Raw genomic sequence first — 25449 nt, 5'->3', positions numbered from 1 at the left:
ACGGCGCAATACCGAACTGCACATCGTTCTCCACACCGCTAAGCATCGAGGCGGCAACGTTCGCGTTGCCAGCCTCTTTGATTTCCAAAAACTCAAAACTCACCACCCCTGCCCCTCAAACCGATATTTCTGCGCGGTCGATATGCGGCCCCCACTGAGGCGATTGGTAGGGAGCTGTCGCTTGACAGAAAACCAACCTACTAGTAGGTTTACCCCATCTCACGGCCTGTTGGCTGACTCAAACCCCTCTCACGGGGCCGAGTATATCCAGCGTTGCTCGGCAACTTTAATGGAATTGTTTATGAACACAGAACTGTCTCCGAAGGCAACCGAGATTGCCGAGTATGCCCAGTCATTGCTGGCAGTCGGGGGCTACAACAGCTTCAGTTATGCTGATATCGCTGATCGGGTGCGTATCACCAAGGCGACCATTCATCACCATTTTCCCAACAAGGCTGAGCTGGTTCGAGTGGTGGTCGCGCGGTATCGCGAGCAAGCGCGGGAAAGCTTGGCGGCGCTCAACCGACAGATCGCCGATCCATTGGCACAGCTCAATACCTATGTCGATTACTGGTCCACGTGTATCCGTAGTGGCAGCTCGCCGTTCTGTATTTGCGCGATGCTGGCCGTCGAACTGCCGACGCTTCCTGAAGAAGTCGCGGCCGAAGTTCGCGGGCATTTTCAGGACCTGACTAATTGGCTCACATCGGTCCTCGAAAAGGGCGCCGCCACGGGGCAGTTTCAATTGCAGGGCAGCCCCACTATCGAGGCAAAGGCTTTCATGGCTAGCGTGCATGGAGCAATGCTGGCCGCGCGAGGGTTCGGTGATCCCGATACCTTCAAGACGCTTGTTCAATTGTCCATCAGCAGGCTGACTTCGGCTCGCTGAGCCGTATTGAGAAGACCGGTGCAGACCGGTCTTTTTTTCACCTTCACAACCAACCAACTAGTAGAGAGATATTCCATGACTCACCCTATATCGCCTTTAGGCGCGATCCATACCGTTATCAGCCTGGTCCCCTTGATTGCTGGCGCCTACAGTTTTATCCGCTACTACAAGATCGACCCGAAGACGCGCTCCGGCAGTGTCTACCTGATCAGTTTGATGCTCTCGGTCGCCACGTCCTTCGGGGTCTCCAGCACCGGTGGCTTAAATGCCGGGCATGGGTTTGGCCTTTTTGTACTTTTTGCCGCCTTCGCAGGTGCATACGCGCCAGCCTTGAGTTTCCTGGGGCGAGCCCGCCCGTATTTGAGTGCATTCGGGCTGTCGTTCAGTTTCTTGTTGTCATTCGTGCCTGGCACCAATGAAACCCTGACCCGATTGCCCATCTCGCAGCCGCTGGCCGATCATCCGATGGCGCCTGTGGTGCTGACCACACTAGCGGTTTGGTTAGGCCTCTTCATCGTGGGATTTTCCGCGCAATGTTGGCGGATCTATTCGCATAACAAGGCTTTGGTACGTACATAAACCGGGATCACCAGGCGGTTATGCCTGCGTTCGACACCGATTGGCGGCAAGGAAAATTCGTGACGCGGTGCGGCAGCCGCGCACGAAGATCGGCAAATCGCGTCGTGCGCTGCCTACGTTTATCTACGCGCAAAAAGCATCGCCATTTCCTACAATTAGCCCGGAAGCAACTGGCTATCTCACCCCATTGAGAAGGAGACACCATAAGTAGATCAATAGCTGTGTTTGACGCTCTGTCAGCCATCGACGCGTCGCCGGAAAAAACCAGAGCCGCTTAGAGGCTTGGGAGGCCGAAGTGCAAAACCTGGCATCAAAATCCGCTCTGACACGAACAGAGAAACAACGGGTCCAAAAGACCGAAGATCTGGGTCGAGAGCTGCGGGGCTCGATCAGGGACCTGCGCACTGAAATCAAAGATCTCAGCGACTCGGTCAAAGCCCAAAGTGCACAGATAAGCGCTCTAGGCCTAGCCTCTGCTAATCAGGGAAACGAGCTGCGTACTGAAATCAGAGAGCAAGGCAATGAATTTCGCTCGGCGATGGAAAAGCAAAGCAACGAGCTTCGTAGCAAAATAGGAGAGCAAGGCAACGAATTTCGCTCGGCAATGGAAAAACAAAGCAACGAGCTACGTGCCGAAATAAGAGAGCAAGGCAACGAATTTCGCTCGGCGATGGAAAAACAAAGCAATGAGCTTCGTGCCGAAATAAGAGAGCAAGGCAGCGAATTTCGCCTTGCAATGGAAAAACAGAGCCATGAGTTCTGGATGGCGATGGAAAAGCAAAGCAATGCGCTTCGTAGCGAAACCAAGACCCAGGGCGTCGAGCTACGGGTTGCAATCAAAGAGCAGGAAACTGCGTTGAATAAAATGGGGGAGAAACATGACAATGCTCTCCAACTGCTCGCCGTCAAACTAGAAGCTTCCAACAAAGAGGTCGAATCGAAATTCAAGCTCGTGTACTGGCAGCTCGGTATTATCCTCGTCACTGTGGCGCTTCCACTGACCAAAACAGCCTTCGACTACATCGTAGGCAAATAGCGTTTGTTGATCGCACCAGCGTGTCAGAACAAAAACGTATTGCGCTAGCCTGACCCTTGCCTGCAAGCGCCACTGCGATGCAGGCACAAATAGAAGCCCTCCTCCACGACCTACGAAACCCGTCAAGCCATGCAGCGTGCGCTCATGCGCTCTTCAGGGACCTGAGCGCCCCCTCTCCTGGCGCCTGGCAAAAATGATCGATTCACGCAAAAACACAAAAATTACCATTCACTAAAAATTCCATTAATGATTTTTTCAGTCATTACCCCTTGCCAATTACGATCACTTCAATCACTCTCGTGCCAATTACAACAAAACGAGAGACCCTCTTCATGAAATTCCACGGCATCGTTCCCGCCTTAGTCACCCCGTTTACCGCAGACCAGCGTTTGGACGAAAAGGCCCTGCGCGGCCTGGTCGAAAGCCTGATCGACGCCGGAGTTCATGGCCTGTTCGTGCTGGGCACCAACGGCGAATTTTTTGCCCTGTCCGATGAAGAAAAACTCGAAATCGTCCGCATCACCCTCGACGCCTCGGCGGGCCGTCTGCCGGTCATGGTCGGTACCGGGGCGTTCAGCACCCGCGAAGTGATTGAAATGAACAAACGCGTCGAAGGCATGGGCGCCGACGCGTTGTCCGTCATCACCCCGTACTTCAATGCCGTCAGCCAAGCGGAACTGATCAAGCACTACGAGGCCATCGGCGACGCCACCTCGTTGCCGGTGATGATGTATAACATTCCGGCCAAGACCGGCATGTCCATCGGCATCGGTGCCGTGGCCACTCTGTCCCGCCACCCACAGATCAAAGGCATCAAGGACAGCGCCGGCAACTTCGACAACCTGGTGCAGATGATCAAATATCGCAGTGACGACTTCGCGGTATTCGCCGGCACCGACTCCTTGATCTACTGGAACCTGCTCGCCGGCGGCGACGGGGCCGTGGCCGCCACCGCCAACGCCGTGCCCCATGTGGTCATGTCCATCTGGAACCACTTCCAGGCCGGCAACCATGAAGCCGCCAAAGCCGCCCAGGAACTGCTGCGTCCGCTGCGCGATGCCTTCGCCCTGGGCACCATGCCCTCGGTGCTGAAAAAAGCCACCGAGCTGCTGAACGTGCCGGTCGGCCCTTGCCGCGCCCCGGTTGCGCCCCTCGATGCGGCGACCTCGCAAAAACTCGAAGAGATCCTGGCTGTTTACCGCCAAAACGCCTGAGGGGCTGACATGTCCGCGATCTATCACTTCCAGACCGTCAAGAACATCATCCACGGCCCCGGTAGCCTGGAGCAGTTGGGCGACAAGCTGTATCTGCTGGATACCCCGCTCAAGCAGGTGGTGCTGGTCACCCAGCAAGCCATGCACCGCCTCGGTGTCACCGCGAAGATCAAAGAGCAGTTCGCCAGGCGCGACATCACCGTGCATATAATCGATAACGTCGAAATCGAGCCGACCCTGGAAAATATCGAACGGGTCTTTCACGAGCAGGTCGCCCCCTTTGCACCGGACGCGTTGATCGCCGTGGGCGGCGGCAGCGTGCTCGATGCCGCCAAGCTGTTCGCCGTGATGCTGACCAACGACACTCCGCTCAAGGAGCTGCTCGGGATCGATAAAGTCGGTAACCCCGGCAAGCCGATGGTGCTGATCCCGACCACCTCGGGCACCGGCTCCGAAGTCACGCCCAACGCCATCGTCACCCTGCCCGACGAAGAGTTGAAGATCGGTGTCGTCAGCCGTCACCTGCTGCCGACCCTGGTGATCCTCGACCCCTTGCTGACCCTGAGCCTGCCCAAGGCAATCACGGCCGCTACCGGCATGGATGCATTTACCCATTCGCTGGAATCGTTCATTTCCACCAAGGCCAATCCCATCAGCGACACCTTTGCCCTGGAGTCCATGCGTCTGATCGCCGGCAGCATCGTCGAGGCCTATCAACAGCCCGACTCGGTGCGGGCCCGTGGCGATATGCTGCTGGGTTCGATGTATGGCGGCCTGGCACTGACCGGAGCCGGCACCGCCGCCGTGCATGCCCTGGCCTATCCGCTGGGCGGCAAGTTCCATGTCACCCATGGCGTCGCCAATGCGATGCTGCTGCCCCATGTCATGGCCTTCAACCTGGATAGCTGCGCCGGCCGCCTCAAGCGTGCCGCCTGTGTCTGTGGCGTGGCCCTGGAAAGCGATAGCGACGAAGCGGCCGCCGGCAAACTGATCGAACAGATCAGCGAGTGGACAGCGATCCTGAACATCCCGCAGAACCTGCGCGAATTCGGCGTGGCCGAAGAGCATCTGGCCGACATGGCGGTGGCCGCGTCGAAAGTGACGCGCTTGATGGCCAACAATCCCAAAGTCCTCAGCCTCGACGATATCCAGCAGCTTTATCGCTGCCTGCTGCCATGAGCCTCCCCCTCGTGCCGCGCCTGCTGATCATTGCCGATGACCTCTCCGGGGCAGCTGACTGCGCCGCCGATTTCGCCAGGCGCATGGTCACTCAGGTGATTCTCAGCCACGTCGGGCTGGAGGTCGGTGCGTCGCTGAACACGGAGGTGATCGCCCTCGACCTCGACTCTCGACGCCTCGGTGCGCAAGCCGCCGCCGCGGCCCATCGCGATGTGTTGGCGATGGCGCAGGTGGGCAAGTTGCCGCTGTACAAAAAGATCGACTCCACTCTGCGCGGCAATGTGGCGAGCGAAGTGGCCGCGTTGCAAGCCCTTCGCGGCATGGCCTTGGTGGCGCCGGCCTTTCCGCTGATGGGCAGGACCACCGTGGGCGGGGTTCAACACCTCGATGGCGTCCCCGTCGATCAAACCGATGTCTGGCGCAATGAGCGCCTCGCGGGCACGGCCAATCTGCTGGAGCGGTTGAAGGCGCAAGGTCTGCGCTGTGCGGCGCTGTCTCTCGATGCCGTACGTGACACGGAGCGATTGCCGGCAGACCTGCTCAGGCATCTGGCCGACGGTGTACAGGCACTGGTGTGTGATGCGCAAACCGAGACGGACCTGGCGAATATCGCCCAGGCATCGGCGACGCTGCATACGCGGTTGTTCTGGGTCGGCTCCGCCGGGCTGGCCCGACACCTGCCGCAGGCGTTGGGATTTCCGCCTGTATCACCTCGGTTGGATGCGCCGATCAACGGACCGGTGTTGACCGTGGTGGGCAGTATGTCCCGACACTCCCAGGCGCAAGCCAACTACCTGGCTGAACACAGCGATCAACTGCGCGTGCGCCTTGCCCCCACCACCTTGTGCGCGGGACCGGCGACGGCCGAATGGCAGTCCATCGCCGCCACAATCGAGACGGCCCAGCAACAGGGTCGGCATGTACTGGTCAGCCTGCAACAGGAGCAACGCGATCCCGGCCAGGCCGCGCAGTTGAGTACGGCCCTGGCCCAATTGCTCCAGCCCGCCCTGCTCCGCTCGGGCGCGCTGATCGCCACCGGCGGCGAAACCGCCCGCGCCATGCTCGGGGCCGCCGGCATCCAGCGCCTGGACCTTCAGGGTGACCTGGCCCCCGGTGTGGTCTTCTCCCGCGCCCGCTGGCGTGGGCGTGAGCTGGCCGTCGTCACCAAAGCTGGCGGCTTCGGCCAGCCGAGCAGCCTTTTCGATGCCTGGCGGCAACTGACCGCCACGCCGCACCCCTAACAAAGGAAGAGCACTATGTCTGAGCGTCCCGTTATCGGCATCACCATGGGCGATGCCACCGGCGTCGGTCCGGAAATCATCATGAAATGCCTGGCCCACGCCGCGCTATACGAAACCTGCCGGCCGCTGGTGATCGGCGATGCCGCCCGACTGGCCGACGCCAACCGCATTGTCGGTGGCAACCTGCAAGTGAACAGCATTGAATGCCCGGCTCAGGCACGCTTTCAACACGGCATCGTCGATTGCATCGACCTGGGGCTGATCCCCGCCGATCTGCCCTACGGCAAGCTGTCGGCTATCGCCGGCGATGCCGCCTTCCGCTACATTGAGCGCACGGTGCAACTGACCGAAGCCGGTGAACTGGACGCCATTTGCACCGCGCCGCTGAACAAGGAAGCGTTGCATGCGGGCGGCCATATTTTCCCCGGCCACACCGAGATGCTGGCGCACCTGACCGGCATCGAAGAGGTTTCGATGATGCTGATGACGCCGACGCTGCGGGTGATTCATGTCACCACCCATATGGGCATTATCGATGCCATCGCCAAGATCGAGCCCGGCTTGGTGAAACGCACGATTGAGCGCGCCCGCGAGACCCTCGTGCGCGCCGGCATCGAAGACCCACTGATCGCGGTCTGTGGCATCAACCCCCATGCCGGGGAGAACGGCTTGTTCGGTTACGGCGAGGAAGCCACCAAGATTCAGCCCGCCATCGACGAACTGCATGCACGGGGCTGGCGTGTGGAAGGACCGCTGCCGGCGGACACCCTGTTCTTCCGCGCCGGACGCGGTGATTTCGATGCGGTGGTCGCGATGTATCACGACCAGGGCCATGGCCCGGTAAAAGTCATGGGCCTCGAAGCCGGGGTGAATGTCACCGTTGGCCTGCCGGTGATCCGCACCTCCGTCGACCATGGCACCGCCTTCGACATTGCCGGCAAGGGGATCGCCGACGAACGCAGCCTGACCGAGGCGATGCGCCAGGCCGTGGAGCTGGCCGCCCACAAGCGCAGCAGTACGGCGGCCTGATTACCCGCGAACGCCTGAGTCAGCAAAACCTATAAAAACAATATGAGGACATCACCATGAAAATCGTCTGCACCTCGCCGTCTTTTGCCAAGTATTCGACAGCCCCCCTGACACTACTAGGCGAGCAGGCCATCGAATGCATCAACCTGCCGGCCGATATCGGCGAAGACGAGTTCATTGCCCAGGCCAAAGGCGCACAGGCGGCAATCGTCGCCTTCAACAACATCAACGCCCGCGTGCTCGATGCGCTGCCCGAGCTGCGTATCGTCTGCAAACACGGCGTCGGCGTGGATAACATCGACCTGCCCGCCGCCCGTGAACGCAAGGTGTGGGTCTGCAATGTGCCGGACTCCAACAAGCATGCGGTGGCCGATTACACCTTTGCCCTGCTGCTGGCCTCGGCCCGAAAGATCGCGCTGGCCGATCAGCAGACCAAAGCCGGCGAATGGCCGCGCTTGTTCGGCGCCGATGTCCACGGCAAGACCCTGGGCATCATCGGCCTGGGCAATATCGGCAAGGAAGTCGCGCGGCGCGCAGCGGGCTTCTCGATGCAGGTGATCGCCCATGACCCCTACCCGGACCTGGCCTTTGCCGAGGCCAACGGTATTCGTCTGCTGGCCTTGGATGCGCTGTTGGCCGAGGCCGATTACGTCACGCTGCATATCGGCCTGAACGACGCGACCCACCATCTTATCGGTGCCGAACGCCTGGCCTTGATGCAGCCGCACGCTCACCTGATCAATGCCGCACGGGGCGGCATTATCGATGAACACGCCTTGTTTACCGCGCTGCAAAACGGTCGACTCGGCGGTGCCGCGCTGGACGTTTTCGAAGAGGAACCGGCCACCCGTCACCCGCTCTATGCTCTGCCAAACGTGATTGCCTCACCGCATATCGCCGGCTACACGCCGGGGGCACTGGACATCCTGAGCCTGACTTGCGTGCGCAACATTGTCGCGGTGCTGAAGGCCAATGCACGCCCCGAACACGTGGTGAACGGCCTCTAGCTCGCCCGCGCCCCAGACTTCAAGCCACTCAATAGGTAGGCCAACCGGCCTGCCGTGGGCGCGATCACGCTTTTGCCGAACACCCCCGAACACCGAACCCGGAGTTGCAACCATGCATAACAATAATAAGGCTTCCTCGGTACGTTGGCTGATCGCCGGATTGATGTGGACCGCCATTGCGGTCAATTACATCGACCGTGTCGTGCTGTCCGCCGCCGCCCCTATCATCAGCAAAGAGTTCGCCCTGAATACCGCGGAAATGGGCCTGATCATGTCGGCGTTTTTCTGGTCCTACGCCCTGCTGCAGTTGCCGGCCGGTTGGTTGGCCGACCGTTTCGGCCAGAAACTCACCCTCGGCGGCGCGGTGTTGTGGTGGTCGGTGGCCACCGCCATGACCGGCCTGGCAAGCGGCTTCAATTCCTTGTTCGCGCTGCGGGTCGGCCTGGGCGTGGGCGAAGCGGCGGCCTATCCGAGTAACGCCGGGATCGCCTCGCGCTGGTTTCCGGACAAGGAGCGCGCCACTGTCGCAGGCATCTTCGACAGCGGCTCGAAATTCGGCGGCGCGATCGCCATGCCTTTGATCGTCTGGCTGATCGCCCTGGTCGGCTGGAAGATGACGTTTGTCCTGAGCGGTTCCATCGGCATCGTCTGGGCACTGGTCTGGTTTGCTTTTTACAAAAACGATCCCGAACAGCACAGCGGGGTCAACGCGGCAGAGCTGAAGTACATCCGCGAAGGCCAGCGACGCAAGGAAGGCACCGGCGACAAGCCAACCATGCGCTGGTACGACCTGCTGCGCTACCGCAACGTCTGGGCCATGTGCCTGGGGTTTTTCTTCATCAATTACAACTCGTACTTCTTTATCACCTGGCTGCCTACCTATCTGGTGAAAGAACGTGGCATGGACCTGATCTCCATGGGCTTCGTTGCGGCGCTGCCGTTGCTGATCGCCATGCTGGTGGAAATCTTTGCCGGCTGGCTGTCCGACCGTATCTACCGCCAAGGGCGCTGGTCATTGACACGGATTCGCAAGACGTTCCTGGTGGTCGGCCTGTTGATGGCCTCCTGCATCGGTTTCGCGGCATTCGCCGAGTCGTCCTGGCTGGCCATTGTCCTGCTGTGCATTGCCAAATCCGGCACCACGGTCGCGGCCACTCAAGTCTGGGCCCTGCCCGGCGATGTGGCGCCACGGGGCATGACCTCGATGCTGGCCGGCCTGCAGAACACCGTGTCGAATATGGGCGGCGTGGTCGGTCCGATCATCACCGGGTTTATCGTCGCCGCCACGGGCTCATTCATTCCTGCCCTGTTGTTTTCCGCCGGATTGATTGTCGTGGCCATTGTCAATTATCTGTTTCTGCTGGGTGATGTCGAACCGATCCAGGAGCAGTCGCAAACCCCGAGCACACAACCCGCCTGAACCGTTGACCGATAAAACGCTCGAACACTCAGGGCGTTTTACCCGCTGACTTCCCCGGGCGACCTTTTACTACCTCGTTGAAAAACCGTATAAAGGCGCTCGGGCCAGATCTCCAGGACATCCATGAAAGTTGCCACACGCCGCCAAGCCATTCTCAATCTCGTGCTGTCAGGCACTGCGAACGTCGAGGAGTTGTGCCTGCATTTCGGCGTCTCCGAAGCCACGATGCGCCGGGACCTCACCGCCTTGGCGGAAGAAGGCCTGATCTTGCGCACCTATGGCGGAGCCGCCCATGTCGGCCTGCGTGAGCCGGAGACCTCCGTCGAAGAACGGCGCTCTCAACACAGCCAGGAAAAGCTCGCCATCGCCCGTGCGGCGCTGGCCCATGTGCGGGACAACGACACCCTGTTGCTCGATGGCGGCACCACGACCTGCGCCTTGGCGGAGCTATTGGTGGCGCGGCGCGGTCTGCATGTGATCACCAACAATATCCTCGCACTGCCGGCCTTGGCTCGGCTCCCGGAGGCCAAGATTACTTTGCTCGGTGGCGAACTGCGGGCCTCCAGCATGTCGACCTTCGGTGCCGCCGCGCAGGCAACCCTGGAACACTTGAGTGCCGACAAGATCTTTCTCAGCGCCGATGGCGTTGTGGCCGAGTTGGGGCTCTGCGAAGCCAGTGCCGATCAGGCTTACCTCAAAACCAATATGATCGGGCGCGCGGCCCAGACCTTCGTGCTGGCCGACGCGACAAAACTGGGGCGCGCACTCCAGCAACATTGGTCGCCCCTGAAAGGGCCGTGGACGCTGATTACCGACTCGCTGGCGGATGAATCGCTGCTGGCGTCGTTCCGGGTCAACAAACTGATCAGCATTGAAATAGCCAACGACTGACTGTTTCTACAACAAGGCTGTCGCCGACGCATTAAGCTCAGAACGAGGCGGATCCACTCATGGCCGGCTGAGGTTGTCCGCTATCGCACTCATCACCATCCCGCCCACGTCCGCATAGTGCTCCGTCTCACCCGCCATGACCCATTGCGCGAACGCCTCGCACGGCAGCGGGATCGAGAACAAATAGCCTTGCCCAACCTCATAACCCTGGGCCATGAGGATGTCGCGCTGGGCGGCGTGTTCAATGCCTTCGGCCACCACGTGCAAGCCAAGCCCCTTGCCGATCCCAATAACCGACTCGCTCAGGGCGCGACAGGAGGCGTCGCGTTCCAGGTCATCGACGAAGCTCTTGTCCAGTTTCAACTCACTGATCGGCAGGCGCCGCAAATACCCCAAGCTGGAGTAACCGGTGCCAAAGTCATCAATAGCCAGGCGTACCCCCAAGGCGTGCAAATCGCGGATGGTTTGCTCGGTGCCTGCGCTATTGGACAACAAGACACCCTCGGTCACCTCCACGCACAGGTCGCTGGGCTGTAAGCCACAATATTGCAATTGCCGGGCAATCATCTCCGCCAGATTACGATTGTGGAAGTTGATCGGCGATAGGTTGATCGATAAGGAGGGAACCCCCAAACCTTGTCGACGCCAGCGCGCCAATTGCTCGCAAGCCTGCTGCAGCACCCATTGGCTGAGCGCATTGATCAGCCCGCACTCCTCGGCCAGAGGAATGAATCGACAAGGCGCAATATGGCCGAGCGTCGGATGCACCCAGCGCGCCAGCACTTCGGCCCCCACCAGACGGTCGGTGCGTAGATCGATCTGCGGCTGATACACCAGATGCAGTCCATCACCGGCCAGGGCCTTACGCAAGTCCGTCTCCAGCATCAAGCGCTCCTGGGCGGTCTTGTTCATCTCCTCGAGAAAAAAACTGAAGCTGCCGCGTTCGACGCGCTTGGCCTGGTACATGGCGATATCGGCACAATGCAGCAGGCTTTCCATATCCTGCCCGTCCCTCGGGAACATACTGATGCCAATGCTGGCCGACAACACCACGGAAGTCCCGGCAACGGTTGCCGGAACACTCAGGGTCATCATCAGCCGTTCAAGAAAGAACGTGACCTGGGTGGCACTCATTCGCGGCAGCACCAGCACGAACTCATCCCCAGACAAACGCCCGACAATGTCCGACTCCTTTAGCACGCTGCGCAACCGTTGCCCCATGGCTTGCAGCAGCTCATCCCCGGAGGCGTGCCCCAGGGCATCGTTGATCTGCTTGAAACGATCCAGGTCGACAAACAATACCGCCAGTTCGCTCTGTTCTTCAGCGACTTCAAGCAGGATCCGCTCGGCCTGGGCCATGAGGAAATTGCGATTGGGCAGACCGGTCAAGGCATCATAAAAGGCCATTCGGAGAATGGACTGCCGGGCCTCTTCCCGCTCCAGCGCCAACAGGCACAGGTGGATCCCCGCCGACACCAGATGCATATGGAGCGGGTCAGGTCCACGACACTCCCTGAAGTAGAGCGCAAATGTCGCCGCGACCCGTCCCGCGCCGTTGTGTACCGGAACCGACCAGCAGGCCTGAAAACCCGACTGTTGTGCCAGGTCCTTGTATTCGGCCCAGAGCGGATCGTGAAAAATGTCCGTCACCATGACCGGCTCACCCCGGTAGGCTGCCGTGCCGCAGGAGCCATTGGAGGGGCCGGCTGACAGCCCCTCGAGAGCCCTGGAGTAATCCGTCGGCAAGCCCGGGCTGGCCAAGGGGTGCAATATGCCTTCCTTGTCCACACTGAGGATCGACACCGCGACCTCGGGGGCGATGTGTTCAATTTCCTGGCACAGCAAGGTCAACACGCTCTCCAGCGACGCCTCTTTCAGCAGCGCGCCAATGATTTTGTCCTGCAACACCTCATGCAGCTTGGTCCGGGTAATGTCGGTCAACACAATCACGCTGTTTTCGACCTTGCCCTGAGCCGCAAACACCGGCGTCGAGGAAACATGCAGCCACAGCCGTTGGCCATTACGCTTGCTGATCAGCGCGCTGCTCTCATTCGATTGACCCGCGAGGAGTCTTTCCAGCCGCTGCTGCGCATACGCTTTGGCTCGAGTATCCGGGGCAAAGAACATAAGCGGTGACTGTCCGATCACCTCTTCACGGGAATAGCCCAGCAATCGAACAAAGCCGTCGTTGACATAAATGAGGTGCCCATCGGTGTCGACGATACAGGTGGCCGAACGGGTGGCATTGACCGACATCGAAAGCAAGCGGTGCTCGATGTCCTTCAAGCGCGCCTGGGTGATGTCCTTGAGAAAGGCGGCGTAAAGAATACGACCCTGCAAGGTGATTTTCGAGATGGACATCGAGCCCCAACGCTCTTCACCATCCTTGCGCACAATACGTAAATCCCGACTGCTCCCAACAATTTTGTTGACCCCCGTTTCCCGGTTGGCGCCAATAAAACCGTCATGCTGGGCGTAAATAGCCTGGGGAACCAGCGTATTGACGTTGTGGCCAAGCACCTCGCTTCGCCGGCATCCCCAAAGTTGCTCGGCCGCCCCATTGAAGAACACCACACAGTTGTGATCATCAATGACCACCACGGCATCAATAGCCTGCTCCAGTGTCTGCACGAAAAAAGGCTCCGCTTCTTCGCCACTGATCAACCCGACGCTAGAGTCCATTTTTTTTACCACTGTATGCCTGCAATCACCGTCCTACGGCCCTTGAGAGCACGTGAGGTACCAGAAACGTGACCCTGTCCTTACAACCGAGTGTGTGGTTCTCTCACCCCAAGCACCTCGTGTCAGGTAATGCGATGAAAACAAGCTAAACGGACACAAGCCGTTCTCGCTATGTCAGTTTAACGGCTTCGTGTGCTTACGCTGTAAAAACGCCCGAGCTTTTTTGCAAAAAAACAGGGAAAGCCTCCAGACAAGGAAGCGTAGGCCATCATCACGTTGTTTGACGATCAGGTGTCAGCGTACTGTCCTCAGTTCACCTGAATGATCGCGTGCTCTAGCGTGATCATAGGGAGCGGATCAGAAAATCGACAGGACTCAAGCCAGATTCTGGTGGCGACCACGTTGAAATGCTGATTTTCAACCTGCATCGCTTCAAGCAAGCACTTCGCCACCCGATAAAGTCCGCACTCGGGACAGTGATACTCTTCCCACACACCTATCGAACAGGAATAGGCCTGCTGGTCTCCGCAAACCAGGCACGCTGAATGGTGCAGGTTGGCAGACATATCAGAGGCGCCTGTGAAGCTGTACCACGCGGTCCTGGCCGACTTTCAACTCAGACCTGAGTGCCTCGACGAAGCGGGAAATCCCATGGCCACCCTTGAGCTCGTCGCGAGGCAGGCCCTGCAAAATGAGTTCCAATCTACTGTTGTAAGGATCGTAAATTCTGAGCGTCAACAACCCCTCGCCCTCCTCAGTACAACAGCACACGAGGGGCAGGCAGCTGTTTTCTATGAGGCGGCGAATCTCTAGAACAGAAATCATGGCTGAGTCTCGACAGCAACAGGTTGTCCCAGAGGGGCCCTATTCAGAAACTCATACAATATAGTACCAACTTGAACCTTTTTACGACCTGAGCACACGCAACCCGTCGCTTCGTCGTTGCAGAAACTTGCACCGAGCTCAAGTCGGTGATGATCCGCTACTGATGGCGCTTGGACTGCGGCCCGTGCCCCGGGCCGCAACGGCGCGTGCGTCAGTGCACCAGCAGACTCGCCTCAGGCTTGATTGCGAAGACTTTGCTCGGCAGCAACAGCCAGGCCAATGCCGGCAGCAGGATCAAGGCACCGAGCATGTTCACCAGGAACATGAAGGCCAGCAGGATGCCCATGTCGGCCTGGAACTTGATCGGCGAGAAGGCCCAGGTCGACACCGCCACCGCCAGGGTCATACCGGTCAGCAGCACCACCTTGCCGGTGAACAGCAGCGCCTGGTAATAAGCCTGGGCCAGGCTGTCACCGGCGCGCATCCGCGCCAGGATCACGCTCAAGACATAGAGCGCATAGTCGATGCCGATACCCACGCCGAGGGCGATCACCGGCAGTGTCGCCACTTTCACCCCCATTCCCAGCGCGACCATCAGCGCCTCGCATAGAATCGAGGTGAGCATCAGCGGCAGCATCGCACAGAGGGTAGCCCGCCAACTGCGGAAGGTCAGCAGGCACAACAGGCCGACCGCGCCATACACCCAGAACAACATCTCGTGCATGGATTTTTTCACCACGATATTGGTCGCGGCTTCGATACCGGCGCTGCCGGCGGCCAACATGAACTTGACCTCCGGTACCGGGTGTTCGCCGATAAACTGCTCGCTGGCCGCCACTACCCGACTCAAGGTATCAGCCTTGTGATCGGCCAGGTACACGTACAGCGAGAGCATCGAACAGCCCTGGTTGAACAGTTCCCGCGGAGCCCGGGTCTGCACCGCCCCCAGCGCGCCGTCATTGGGGATCAGCTCATACCATTTGAAGTTACCTTCGTTGTAACCGACCGTGGCGATCTTGCTCAACGCCGCCATCGAGGTGGTCGACTCCACGCCGGGCAGTTGCTCCAGCCGCCAGGCCAGTTCGTCCACCGCAGCCAGACTGGCGTAGCGCGTGCACTGATCTTCCGGAGTCTTGATCATGACCACGAAGATATCCGAACTGGCGGCATAGTTGCCGGTCATGAACTGCGCGTCACGGTTGTAGCGCGAATCGACCCGCAACTCCGGGGCGCCGGGATCGAGATCGCCGATTTTCAGCTGCAGGCTCACGGCAAAACCGCCCGCCGCCAGCAACAGGCCACCGAGCATGGCGCCAATGGCCCAGCGCCGCTTCGTGAACAAGTCGAGAAAACGCCACAGCGGATGTTTGATGCGCGCCTGCAGCTCGGCGGCTTCCGAGCTCAGGCTACGTTGCGCTGCCGCCGGGCTGACACCAACATAGCTGAGCAGGATCGGCAGCAGGATCAGGTTGGTGAAGATCAGCACCGCCACGCCGAGGCAGGCGGTGATCGCCAGGTCCTGGATCACCCGGATATTGATCAGCAGCAACACCGCGAACCCCACCGCATCGCAGAGCAGCGCGGTCATGCCGGCGGCGAACAGGCGGCGGAAGGTGTAACGCGCGGCGACCACCCGGTGGGTGCCGCGACCGACATCCTGCATGATGCCGTTCATCTTCTGTGCGCCATGGCTCATACCGATGGCGAACACCAGAAACGGCACCAGCGCCGAGTAGGGGTCCAGCTCGTAACCGAGGATGGCCAGCAAGCCCAGTTGCCAGAGCACCGCCACCAACGAACAGGTCACCACCAGCAGGGTGCTGCGCGCGCAACGGGTGTAGCCATAGAGCACCACCACGGTTACCAGCACCGCCACCACGAAGAACAGCAGGACCTGGGTCAACCCCTCGATCAGGTCGCCGGCGATTTTGGTGAAGCCGGTGATGTGGATTCGCAGGTCATCGGTCTGGTACTTGTGACGCAGGGCTTCCAGTTGCCGGGAAAACTCGCCGTAGTCCAGGGCCTTGCCGGTCTGTGGGCTGATTTCGAGCAAGGGCACGAAGATCACACTGGACTTGAAGTTGCCAGCCACCAACTGCCCGACCTCACCGGAGCGGCCGACATTGGTGCGCACCTGTTCGATACTGGCCGCCGAACCGTCATAGTCATCGGGGATCACGGTACCGCCATCGAGGCCCTCCTCCGTCACGGCGGTCCAGCGCGTGGTCGGGGTCCATAGCGATTTCATGTACGGGCGGTCCACGCCCGGCAGCAAATAGAGTTCGTCGTTGAGCTTGGCCAGCGTGTCGAGGTAGTCCTTGGTGAAGATGCTGCCCTGCCTGACCTCCACGGCAATCCGCAACGAGTTGCCCAGGCCGCTCAGCTCGCTGCGATTGTTCAGGAAGTTGGCGACATAGGGATGGCCGCTGGGAATGGTTTTCTCATAGCTGGCGTTGATGCCGATGCGTGTCGCCTGCCAGCCAAGCACCAGGGTCACCAGCAGGCACAGCAGGATCACCAGCGGTCGATGGTTGAAGATCGCCCGTTCGGCGAAATTCCCCGAAGCCTGGTCGAAGTCCTCCAGGCGGCCAATCACGGTTTGGGTTTTGTCGTCTTTCAAGTCTGACTCCTGTTGCACGGGCCATGGCCCGCTAGCGCTACACCGTGAAGTTTCAAGGTTTGCCGGATGCTCGCGAATCCTGGTCAGCGGCCACGCCACTCAAACCGACACTGGCCAGGCTGCCGTCGGCCGCCTGTTGCACGGCCGCGACCGTCGCGCCGTTGCGGCTCTGACGTTTATCGAAGCTGTGCCCCTGGTCATGGCTGAGCAGCAGTTCACCGCCCTGGCTGGCCAGCAGCAGGCTGCCGTCATGCAGTTCGGTGGCGCTCGCCAGCGTTGACTCGATGCCGGTGTCAAGGCGCCGCCAACTGCTGCCACGGTCATCCGACCACCAGGCATTGCCGCGCAAACCATAGGCAATCCAGGCGCCCTCACGGGTACCGAGCAGACCGAAAAAGCTGCCTTCATAGGGTGATCTCAAGGCCTGGAACGAGTCCCCGGCATCGCTCGAACGCAACAGCAAACCGCGCTCCCCCACCAGCAGCAGATCGTTGCCCACCCCACGAATGCCATACAGGTTCAGGCCTTGTGGGTTGTCCAGATGCCCCATCCAGGGCCGCCAGCTTTGCCCACCGTCGTCGGTCCGATAGATCTGGTTGTAGGCACCGACGATGTAACCGTGCAGCCGATCCCTGAAGTACAGGTCGAGAAACGGCTTGTCCGGTCCGTCAGCCAGCCAATGCCGCGCCTGCGCCAGTTTGCCGGCGGCCCCCGGCTGCCCGGCCTCACGCTGCGCCGCCTGCAATGCCAGCGCGGCGGCAGCTTCGCCGTCGAGCTGCTTGTGCCAGGTTTCACCGCCGTCCGCGCTGTGCAACACCACCCCCAGATGGCCAACGGCCCAGCCCTGCTCGGCATCGACGAACTGCACCGCCGTCAGGCTGACGCTGACCGGCACGCTGGCCTGGCGCCAGGTCGTGCCCGAATCATCCGAGAGCAGCACGATGCCGCGCTCACCGACCGCCACCAAACGCTCCCCGGCCCGGGCCAAGCCGAGCAATACCGCACGCGGGGCCTTGGCGGTGGGCAGTGCCGGCTGCAGCAGTACCGCGAACGTCGCGGCCTGCGCAGCAGTGGAGAGGCTCGCCAACAGGCACAACGCCAGGGCGCAGGGGCCCCATCGCCGGCCAAAACGCGCAAAGATTCTTTCAAGGTTCATGTCTTTATCCTGCTTGGAAAGTCACTGGCGACCGTGACGAGCTGCTCGCCCGCCACGGCCGCCCATGGTTCAACGCATGTTTTCGTTGGCCATGGCATCCGGCGTGAAAAAGGAGGCCGAAGGTTTCGCGACTTTCTGGTACTGAACCGCCAGGTCATTGCTCGAGGAGTTGAGGAAGTAGGCGCCGGTGTCGAGGTTGTAGCTGCCCCACATGACCTGCGCGGTAAGCGCCGGCAGGTCCGGCGCCAGCAGCGTCAGCGAATACATCTGGCGCCCCAGTTTGCCCTGGGCGTCATACCCGTCGACCATCAGGATCTGCCAGGAATCCTCGTCGATGTAGTAAGTCCGGCGCGGTACCACATGGCGCTTGCCGGATTTGAGCGTGGCCTCGACCACCCAGACCCGATGCTTCTCCCAGCGCACCAGGTCGGGATTGAGGAAGTTCTGTTTGACCAGATCATCGCTCTTGGCCAGACCCGCGCGATTATTGTTGTAAGCGACGACCAGTTCTTTCTTGCCCATCAGCTTGAGGTCGAAGCGGTCGGTCGGCCCGAACAGCATAAAGGCTTCGTCGAACAGACCGACACCGGAGGTGACGAAGTCCGGGGTGTCATAGGCAATATTCGGTGCCCGGCGCACCCGGCGCTGACCGACCAGGTACTGCCAGGCCGCACGGTTGGCCGGGTCCAGGTCCCAATGGGTCATCAGGCCTTCGCCGGCCTTGGATGACGGCAGCTCGGTGAACATTTTGCCCATCAGGTATTTGCCGGAGAAGTTTTCCGGGCTGCCGCTTTCGATGTAATAAGGAAACTGGTAGGTGTACAGCGCCCGGGTAGCCTGGACCTTCTTGCCGCCCGCGGTCATCAGCCAGGTGTCGAAAGGTGAACTGATGGTGTCCCCCCCCTGCCAGGACAACCGGTAGTTCCACAGGACCTGCGCACCGTTGTCCGGAATCGGGAACGGAATACCGCCATAGGCCCCGGTCACTTTCTCGCTCTCGATGTCCAGTGTGGCACGGCTGGCATTCTTTGCGGTGTTGTCGTACACCCATTGCGGGGCGGCGGCCGAGCGGTGGGTCGGATACACGTCCAGACGATAGTCCGGGTATTTCTTCAACAGGATCTTGGTGCCCTCGGCCAGTTCGCTGGCGTACTGCGTCATATTCGAGGCTTTGATCGAGTACAGCGGTTTCTCGCCGGCGAATGGATCGGGACGTTTGTCTCCCGGTTTGTAGCCCGGCGCGACCTGGGTGTAGCCGCCATTCCAGGCCGGGATGCTGCCATCAGCGTTGCCGGCACGCTCGCCGCCCAGGGGTGTCAACTCGGACTTCAAGCGTGCGGCCTGTTCAGGCGACACCGCCGCCTGCGCCAGGCTCATGCCGGCAAGGGCCAGGGTGAGGATGCAAGTGTTGAGAAAAGTTTGGTTCTGCATGACAAATCCACCTTATTAGAATGAGGTTTTCACGTAGAGCGAGACGAAGTCACGGTCGGCCAGCGATTGCCCGAAACTGAAATTGCCGTCCTCGCGCAGCCCGGCTTTCGGCGCGCCGAAGAAGTTCACGTAGTTCAGGCCGACATCCCAGCGCTGCAGATACGTAGCCTTGAGCCCGACACTCCAGTCTCCGGAGTGGGTATTACCGAAACCCGACTTGTTGACCGCCGATGAGCGCCCGTCGAGCACCACGCCCATACCGATCGGCACGGTCAGGTCGATCCCGTCGACAATCTGGAAATACGCCGGCTCCACCAGCACCCGTAGCGCCGTGGCATCGCGGGTCGTGTTGGAGTCCAGGGCCGCGGCGTTCTCGGTGATGCTCAGGGTGCGGTTCCAGGCCAGTTCGGCCAGGGCCGAACCGCCGTCCCAGAAGGCCGTCGGCGACAACAGATAAATCGCCGACAGGTTGGCGTGGGCAGTTTTGCCTCGGGCAAACAGCGAGTGGTCACCACCGTCCGCCAACATGCCCGGGGTCACCACTTGCAGATTGCTCACCAGCGGCGCATTCCAGCGCACCGATGTTTCACCGGCGAAGTTGAAGGGGCCCTGGGCGGTGGAGAAGCTGATGCCGGCCGTTCGGATATCTTCGGCGTAGACCTGACGATAAGCGCTCAGGATCGGCAATCCGCTGGCCGCCGCAGCCGGGCCGTCGAGATAGGCGTACAGGCCGATCGGGGTCTTGTCGTGATATTGCGCGGCGTAAAAACCCAGTTCCAGCTCGGTACCGGCCGGTTTGAAGCGAATCTGCATGCCGCCCTGCCCCGAGTTTCTCGGTTTCAGGTCGCCCGCATTCACCGTGTCGTTGCCGAACACCTCATGCAGCGAACCACTGCCGTAGCCGATGGCGTCGGTATCGCTCAGGTAGCTGCCGGCACCGGGCAGGTTGGAGCGCTCCCACTCGAACTGGTAGTAGGCGCCCACCGACAACTGCGGGTTGATCTGCAACTGCCCGGAGATCTGGTTGACCGGGCGTAGAATCTCCTTGAACTGGGTTCCCGGCACGCTGAGCAACTTGACCACATCGGTCGGGCCCTGGGCATTAGCGATGCCGTTGCCGCCGTAGAACAGGCTTTCACCGTAGACCAGGCTGTGCCGCCCCACACGCACCACACCCTGGGAGTCTTCACCGAGGTCACCGCGCAGGAACACGAAGGCATCGAGGATTTCGGCGTCGCGGCCATTGAGCTTGCGGGTGTCACTGAGGAAGTGCGGTTGCTCGCTGCTGTCGGTGCTCTTGTTGTAGATATCGTCGTACCAGGCCGCGCCGCTCACCCGCAGCCCGTAGTTCTGCCGGCTGAGGTCCATTTCGGAAAACAGGTCCAGGCGGTTGGAAACCAGACCGGTGCTGAAATTCTTATCGCCCTGGCTCTGGATCGAGGGGTACAGGCCGTTGGCGGTCGGCGCATGGGTCAAGCGGCTGTCCTGCCCCTGCAAACGCCAGGCCTGGCTGTACTTGATGGTGTTGTCCCAGCGCAGTTTCCAATCGGAATCACCGAGGTCCAGTTGCATGGCCTCGGCCCTCTCGACCATCGCACCTACACCGCATAACGCCAGGAAAAGGGCGCAATGCTTGAAACGAAAGCCACCTATAACGTTGTCCATGGACGCTCCTCATTATTTTTATTTTTGGCATGGCTTTGCACGCATGGCGCCAGCCAACACTCTCGGTCAGCGGCTTGCGCCGCTGTTTACGGGTTTGCGTTTCAGATGTAGGTGCAGGCCAATCCGCCATCGACCGCCAGGTTGACGCCGTTGATCCAACGCGACTCGTCGGCACACAGGAAAGCGATCACCGCCGCCACCTCATCGGCATAACCGGGGCGCTTCATGCGATGGGCATCGGCCTGGGTCCTGGCCTCGCCGAGCATGCTCACGAAGTCGCCGAGGATGGGGGTGAACACCGGGCCCGGCGCCACGCTGTTCATGCGCACCGAATGTTCGAGAAACCAGGGCTGGGCCTGCAGATAGTTCCAGACGATCAAGGCTTCCTTGAAATACTGGTAGCAGGTCTGGTCCGGTACCGGGTGTGCGGCCAGCCAGACTTGCGCGGCGGCAAAACCCTCGATACGCGCCAGTTCCTTGTGCAGTTCCAGGCGCAGCGGCCACTCGGCGCCGAGGATCGAGGCGATATTGACGATGCTGCCGCCCGCCGTGATACGCGGCAGCAGTGCACTGCTCAGGTGTCGCAAGCCGAGGTAGTTGACCCGCGCCAACAGTTGCGGGTCGGCGGTACCCGGGACGCCGGCGATATTGCACAGGCTATCGATCCGTGCGGGTAGCTGCGGCAACAGCCGGTCGATGCTCTCGGCGCTGCTCAGGTCGCCCTGGACAAAGCCGTCCAGGGTCATGTGCGGAGCCTTCAGATCCACGCCGATCACCTGGGCGCCGTGGCTGCGCAGCAGGCTTGCCGTGGCGGCGCCGATACCCGAGGAGACCCCGGTCACCAGCACAATCTTGTTGTCGAGCTTCATGTTGTGTCCTCTTATTGTTTTTGTGGGTTCAGCTGGCTGGCCGACCGCTCGCGTCGGCCGGTCTTTCTCAGAACGGGTAGCGCGGCGCGGTGTCCTTGACCGTCACCCATTGCCATTGGGTGTATTCGTCCCAGTCGGCCGGACCACCCACGCTGCCGGCATTTCCCGAACTGCCACGCCCGCCGAATGGATTGATGCACTCATCGGCCACCGTCTGGTCATTGATATGCAGCAGACCGCAATTGAGTCGCTCGCCCATCGCCATCGCACGCCCGAGCGAAGGCGAGATGATCCCCGCGGACAAGCCGTACTCGGTGCGATTGGCCAATTCGATGGCCTCCTCGTCGTTGGCGAAACTCACCACCGTGGCCACCGGGCCGAAGATCTCCTCGTCGAACGCGCGCATGCCCGGACGCACGCCGGAAAGCACCGTGGGTTGGTAGAAGAGCTGGTCAAACTCACCGCCCGCCTCCAGTCTTGCCCCCGCCCTCAAACTGTCCGTGACGATTTCATGCACGCGTTGCAACTGGCGCTTGTTGATCAAAGGCCCCAGCACCGCCTCGCCGCGAGCGGCATTGCCAACCGTGATCGTCCGGGCTTTCTCGGCCAATCGGCGAACCAGTTCTGCAGCGATCGACTCATGGGCCAGGATGCGTCCGGTGGCCATGCAGATTTGCCCCTGATGCAACCAGGCGCCCCAGGCGGCATTGCTGGCCGCCAGGTCGAGGTCGGCGTCTTCGAGCACGATCAGCGAGTTTTTCCCACCCAACTCCAGGGCCACTTTCTTCAGATGACGACCCGCCACCTCCGCGACCTTGCGGCCTGCGGCAGTAGAACCGGTGAACGCGATCATCCGCACATGCGGGTCGCGGCACAGCGCCTCACCTGCCGCAGCAGCGCCAGGCAAGACCTGTAACAGCCCCTTGGGCAGACCGGCGGCCTCGAACAGCCGGGCAATGATGAAGCCGCCACTGACCGGGGTCTGCGGATCGGGCTTGAGCACCACGGCGTTGCCGGCCGCCAACGCCGGCGCCACCGAGCGCAGCGAGAGCACCAGGGGGAAGTTGAACGGCGAGATCACCCCGACCACGCCGTGGGGCAAGCGGCGGGCGTAGGACAAGCGCCCCGCCTCGCTGGGAAGCACCAGGCCATGGGGTTGCGACAGCAGACCGGCCGCCTGATGCAGCAAGACAATCGCCTCCCGGACCTCGTGTTCCCCCTTGAACAGACTGCCGCCGCTTTCCCGGGCGACATACAGTGCCAGCTCGGCAAAGTGTTGCTGGGCCAGTGCGGCGGCCTTGCGGAAGATCTCTGCACGGTCCCGTGGCCCCAATGCCGCCCAGGCCGGCTGCACGCGGGCTGCGGTGAGGCCGGCAAAGGCGATATCCGCCGCATCGGCCAGTCCGGTCACCGTCAGCACCTCACCGGTGGCCGGCTCACGTACGCTATTGCTGCCACCCAACGGGCGTATCCAGTCACCGCTGAAAATACGTTCACACCACAACTCGTCCTGCAGGAAATCAGAGGGTTCATTTACCGCCATTTCGGCCTCCCGGCTCTTGTGTTTGTCATCGCCCGACGCAGCCTTGCTGAAGCGCTGAAGTCGTCTGCGTGGTGAAAGCACTAGAGCAAGGGCCATGCCGATTTCCCTCATTCCGCCGCGCTTTGGGCAGCGAAGGCTCTGGCTTGAGGGTTCGAGAGAAGGGTCCGCGGATTGAGCTGCCGCCCCGGCACGCGCCCGACACGGCGGCACTTGTTCAAATGATAAAGTTATGTTTAATAACTATTTCGAAGTTGATCATTTCGATCAGTCAACGCGCTCAGGGGCATAACAATGAACAATCCCCATTCGCTGTTCCCGGATCTCACGGTGCTGGAGGAGCATTTTTCACCCCGGGGGGACAGTACCCAACTGGTCGAGGGCAACTCACCAACCCTGGCCGAGCTGACCGAATGCCTGTTTTTCTCTCCGGTCGATGGCCGCATCTGGCTCAATGATCAGCGCATGCTGCTCTTGCACAGTTCATCCTTCGGCGCGCTACGTCGGGAGATCATCGATCGCCAGGGGTTGGAACAAACCCGTGGCCTGTTTACCCGCACCGGCTACCTGTCCGGCGCACGGGATGCCCGACTGATCCGCGAGCGCTGGCCGGATGCCGATGCGGCGGCGATTTTCTCCGCTGGCACGCGCCTGCATACCCTCGAAGGCATGACCAAGGTCGAACCCCTGCACTTCAAGTTCGATGCCGACTCCGGCTTCTATGAAGGCGAGTTCCTCTGGCATCACTCCTGCGAGGCCGACGAACATATCGCCGCCTACGGGATCGGCCAGGACCCGGTGTGCTGGACCGAACTGGGCTATGCCATCGGCTATGTCAGCGGGCTGTTCGGGCGCCTGGTGATCTTCCGGGAAACCGAATGCCGGGGCATGGGCCACGAGACCTGCCGAGTCGTTGGCAAAACCGCCGAACAATGGGGCGATGTCGAACAAGACTTGAGTTATCTCACCGCCTCACCGAACAACGCCCCCTTCAGGCAGCGCCAAGCCCCGGCACCCGCCCCCCAGGACGACGGCGAACTGCCTGGCGGACCCAAGCCCATTGGCGCCAGCGCCGCCTTCAATGCCGCCACCCTCGCCTTGCAACGCGTGGCGCCGACCCCGGCGACGGTGTTGTTCAGCGGCGAATCGGGGGTTGGCAAGGAGCTGTTTGCCCGTCAGTTGCATCAGTACAGCCCACGCCACCAGGCGCCTTTCGTCGCCCTCAACTGCGCCGCAATCCCGGACAATCTGATCGAGGCGGAGCTGTTCGGCGTCGAACGCGGCGCCTATACCGGCGCGACCCATTCGCGTCCAGGACGCTTCGAACGGGCCCACGGCGGCACCCTGTTTCTCGATGAAATCGCCAGCCTCAGCCTGCCCGGACAAGGCAAGCTACTGCGTGCCTTGCAGGAGCGTGAGATCGAACGCGTCGGTGGCGGTCAGTCGATCAAGGTCGATGTGCGGGTAGTGGCAGCCACCAACGTCGACCTGCGCAAAGCGGTTGCAGCGGGCGACTTTCGCGAAGACCTGTTCTACCGCCTGAACGTCTTCCCCATCACCCTGCCGCCCCTGCGCGAGCGACGCGACGACATCCCGTTACTGATCAATGCGTTCCTGCGGCGCTTCTGCCAGGACTACGCGCGCAAGCCCGCCGGGCTGACCATGCGCGCGCTCAAGGCGCTGCTGCGCTACGACTTCCCCGGCAACGTGCGGGAACTGCAGAACCTGGTGGAGCGCGGCCTGATCGCCAGCGAAGATGGCCAGGCCATTGACCTGGTCCACCTGTTTCGCAATGAACCCATACCCCAGGAGCTGTATTCCCTCGACGATAACGGCAGCCTCGCGGCCATCGACCAGAGCCCCTCCAGCCCACAACCGCGTGCGGCCTTGCTGGAAACCTTGACCCGGCTGGAGCAAGGTTTCTCCATCGAAGGGCTGGAATCGCGCCTGATCGAGGAAGCGCTGCAACACAGCGCAGGCAATCTGGCGGCGGCGGCACGCCTGCTGGGATTGAGTCGTGCGCAGTTTGCCTATCGCCTGAAGAAGTACCAACAGGCATCGGCCTGATTCGGGCGCGCGCGCCTACGGGCAACCACGTAAGACCTGTGACGCGGTCATTTCCTCGCTTGCGTCGGCTGCGCTTCGGGCATCGCCGAAATTTGGCAGATGGCGCCCA

At 61.0% G+C, this 25449-nt stretch carries 20 protein-coding genes; 11 read left to right on the top strand and 9 right to left on the bottom strand.

The features are described from left to right. Positions 1 to 301 precede the first annotated feature (301 nt). The 10 genes from AC07T0_RS06900 to AC07T0_RS06855 all read left to right on the top strand — a co-directional run bounded on the left by AC07T0_RS06900 (position 302) and on the right by AC07T0_RS06855 (position 10485). Complete coding sequence (locus AC07T0_RS06900) at positions 302 to 889, top strand: TetR/AcrR family transcriptional regulator (protein ID WP_495000446.1); 588 nt, start codon at positions 302 to 304, stop codon at positions 887 to 889. 75 nt (positions 890 to 964) lie between these two features. Further along, positions 965 to 1468, top strand: a complete 504-nt coding sequence (locus AC07T0_RS06895) for a hypothetical protein (protein WP_495000445.1) — start codon at positions 965 to 967, stop codon at positions 1466 to 1468. Between the two features lie 295 nt (positions 1469 to 1763). Beyond that, positions 1764 to 2504 (top strand): hypothetical protein, encoded by a 741-nt coding sequence (locus tag AC07T0_RS06890; protein WP_495000444.1) that lies wholly within the window; start codon positions 1764 to 1766, stop codon positions 2502 to 2504. A 332-nt stretch (positions 2505 to 2836) separates the two neighbouring features. Then, positions 2837 to 3718 carry a 4-hydroxy-tetrahydrodipicolinate synthase gene (gene dapA / locus AC07T0_RS06885; protein ID WP_495000443.1) on the top strand — a complete coding sequence of 294 codons (882 nt, stop codon included), beginning with the start codon at positions 2837 to 2839 and terminating at the stop codon, positions 3716 to 3718. Between the two features lie 9 nt (positions 3719 to 3727). Then, positions 3728 to 4897, top strand: coding sequence for an iron-containing alcohol dehydrogenase (locus AC07T0_RS06880; protein ID WP_495000442.1), 1170 nt, complete (start codon positions 3728 to 3730; stop codon positions 4895 to 4897). Beyond that, positions 4894 to 6138: a four-carbon acid sugar kinase family protein gene (locus AC07T0_RS06875; protein WP_495000441.1), complete on the top strand. Its 1245-nt coding sequence runs from the start codon at positions 4894 to 4896 to the stop codon at positions 6136 to 6138. The genes AC07T0_RS06880 and AC07T0_RS06875 overlap by 4 nt, the downstream gene beginning before the upstream one ends. Positions 6139 to 6153: 15 nt before the next feature. Then, complete coding sequence (gene pdxA, locus AC07T0_RS06870; RefSeq protein ID WP_495000440.1) at positions 6154 to 7167, top strand: 4-hydroxythreonine-4-phosphate dehydrogenase PdxA; 1014 nt, start codon at positions 6154 to 6156, stop codon at positions 7165 to 7167. Between the two features lie 56 nt (positions 7168 to 7223). Then, positions 7224 to 8174 (top strand): phosphoglycerate dehydrogenase, encoded by a 951-nt coding sequence (locus AC07T0_RS06865; protein ID WP_495000439.1) that lies wholly within the window; start codon positions 7224 to 7226, stop codon positions 8172 to 8174. Positions 8175 to 8286: 112 nt separating this feature from the next. Then, positions 8287 to 9594 carry an MFS transporter gene (locus AC07T0_RS06860; protein ID WP_495000438.1) on the top strand — a complete coding sequence of 436 codons (1308 nt, stop codon included), beginning with the start codon at positions 8287 to 8289 and terminating at the stop codon, positions 9592 to 9594. 123 nt (positions 9595 to 9717) lie between these two features. Next, complete coding sequence (locus AC07T0_RS06855; RefSeq protein ID WP_495000437.1) at positions 9718 to 10485, top strand: DeoR/GlpR family DNA-binding transcription regulator; 768 nt, start codon at positions 9718 to 9720, stop codon at positions 10483 to 10485. Positions 10486 to 10542: 57 nt separating this feature from the next. Here the strand turns inward: AC07T0_RS06855 and AC07T0_RS06850 are convergent, their stop codons facing one another. The 9 genes from AC07T0_RS06850 to AC07T0_RS06810 all read right to left on the bottom strand — a co-directional run bounded on the left by AC07T0_RS06850 (position 10543) and on the right by AC07T0_RS06810 (position 23276). Next, the gene (locus AC07T0_RS06850) at positions 10543 to 13167 is read right to left on the bottom strand and encodes an EAL domain-containing protein (RefSeq protein WP_495000436.1); all 2625 of its coding nucleotides are present in this window, start codon (positions 13165 to 13167) and stop codon (positions 10543 to 10545) included. Between the two features lie 308 nt (positions 13168 to 13475). Then, complete coding sequence (locus AC07T0_RS06845) at positions 13476 to 13733, bottom strand: hypothetical protein (RefSeq protein WP_495000435.1); 258 nt, start codon at positions 13731 to 13733, stop codon at positions 13476 to 13478. A gap of 1 nt (position 13734) precedes the next feature. After that, the gene (locus AC07T0_RS06840) at positions 13735 to 13992 is read right to left on the bottom strand and encodes a DUF1652 domain-containing protein (RefSeq protein ID WP_495000434.1); all 258 of its coding nucleotides are present in this window, start codon (positions 13990 to 13992) and stop codon (positions 13735 to 13737) included. Positions 13993 to 14203: 211 nt separating this feature from the next. Then, complete coding sequence (locus AC07T0_RS06835; protein WP_495000433.1) at positions 14204 to 16612, bottom strand: efflux RND transporter permease subunit; 2409 nt, start codon at positions 16610 to 16612, stop codon at positions 14204 to 14206. A 52-nt stretch (positions 16613 to 16664) separates the two neighbouring features. Continuing rightward, the gene (locus AC07T0_RS06830) at positions 16665 to 17768 is read right to left on the bottom strand and encodes a WD40/YVTN/BNR-like repeat-containing protein (protein WP_495000432.1); all 1104 of its coding nucleotides are present in this window, start codon (positions 17766 to 17768) and stop codon (positions 16665 to 16667) included. 69 nt (positions 17769 to 17837) lie between these two features. After that, complete coding sequence (locus tag AC07T0_RS06825; protein ID WP_495000431.1) at positions 17838 to 19199, bottom strand: DUF1329 domain-containing protein; 1362 nt, start codon at positions 19197 to 19199, stop codon at positions 17838 to 17840. A gap of 15 nt (positions 19200 to 19214) precedes the next feature. Further along, positions 19215 to 20864 (bottom strand): DUF1302 domain-containing protein, encoded by a 1650-nt coding sequence (locus AC07T0_RS06820; RefSeq protein WP_495000430.1) that lies wholly within the window; start codon positions 20862 to 20864, stop codon positions 19215 to 19217. Positions 20865 to 20965: 101 nt separating this feature from the next. Further along, positions 20966 to 21733 (bottom strand): coniferyl-alcohol dehydrogenase, encoded by a 768-nt coding sequence (locus AC07T0_RS06815; RefSeq protein WP_495000429.1) that lies wholly within the window; start codon positions 21731 to 21733, stop codon positions 20966 to 20968. Positions 21734 to 21800: 67 nt separating this feature from the next. Beyond that, positions 21801 to 23276, bottom strand: a complete 1476-nt coding sequence (locus tag AC07T0_RS06810; RefSeq protein ID WP_495000428.1) for a benzaldehyde dehydrogenase — start codon at positions 23274 to 23276, stop codon at positions 21801 to 21803. A 291-nt stretch (positions 23277 to 23567) separates the two neighbouring features. Here AC07T0_RS06810 and AC07T0_RS06805 point away from each other — a divergent pair, with 291 nt between their 5' ends. Further along, complete coding sequence (locus AC07T0_RS06805; RefSeq protein WP_495000427.1) at positions 23568 to 25340, top strand: sigma 54-interacting transcriptional regulator; 1773 nt, start codon at positions 23568 to 23570, stop codon at positions 25338 to 25340. Positions 25341 to 25449: the final 109 nt, after the last annotated feature.

The sequence above is a fragment of the Pseudomonas sp. GW821-FHT04D07 genome (assembly GCF_059420225.1).
The sequence above is the reverse complement of the archived record's forward strand: the minus strand, read 5'-3'. Positions and strand labels throughout refer to the sequence as shown.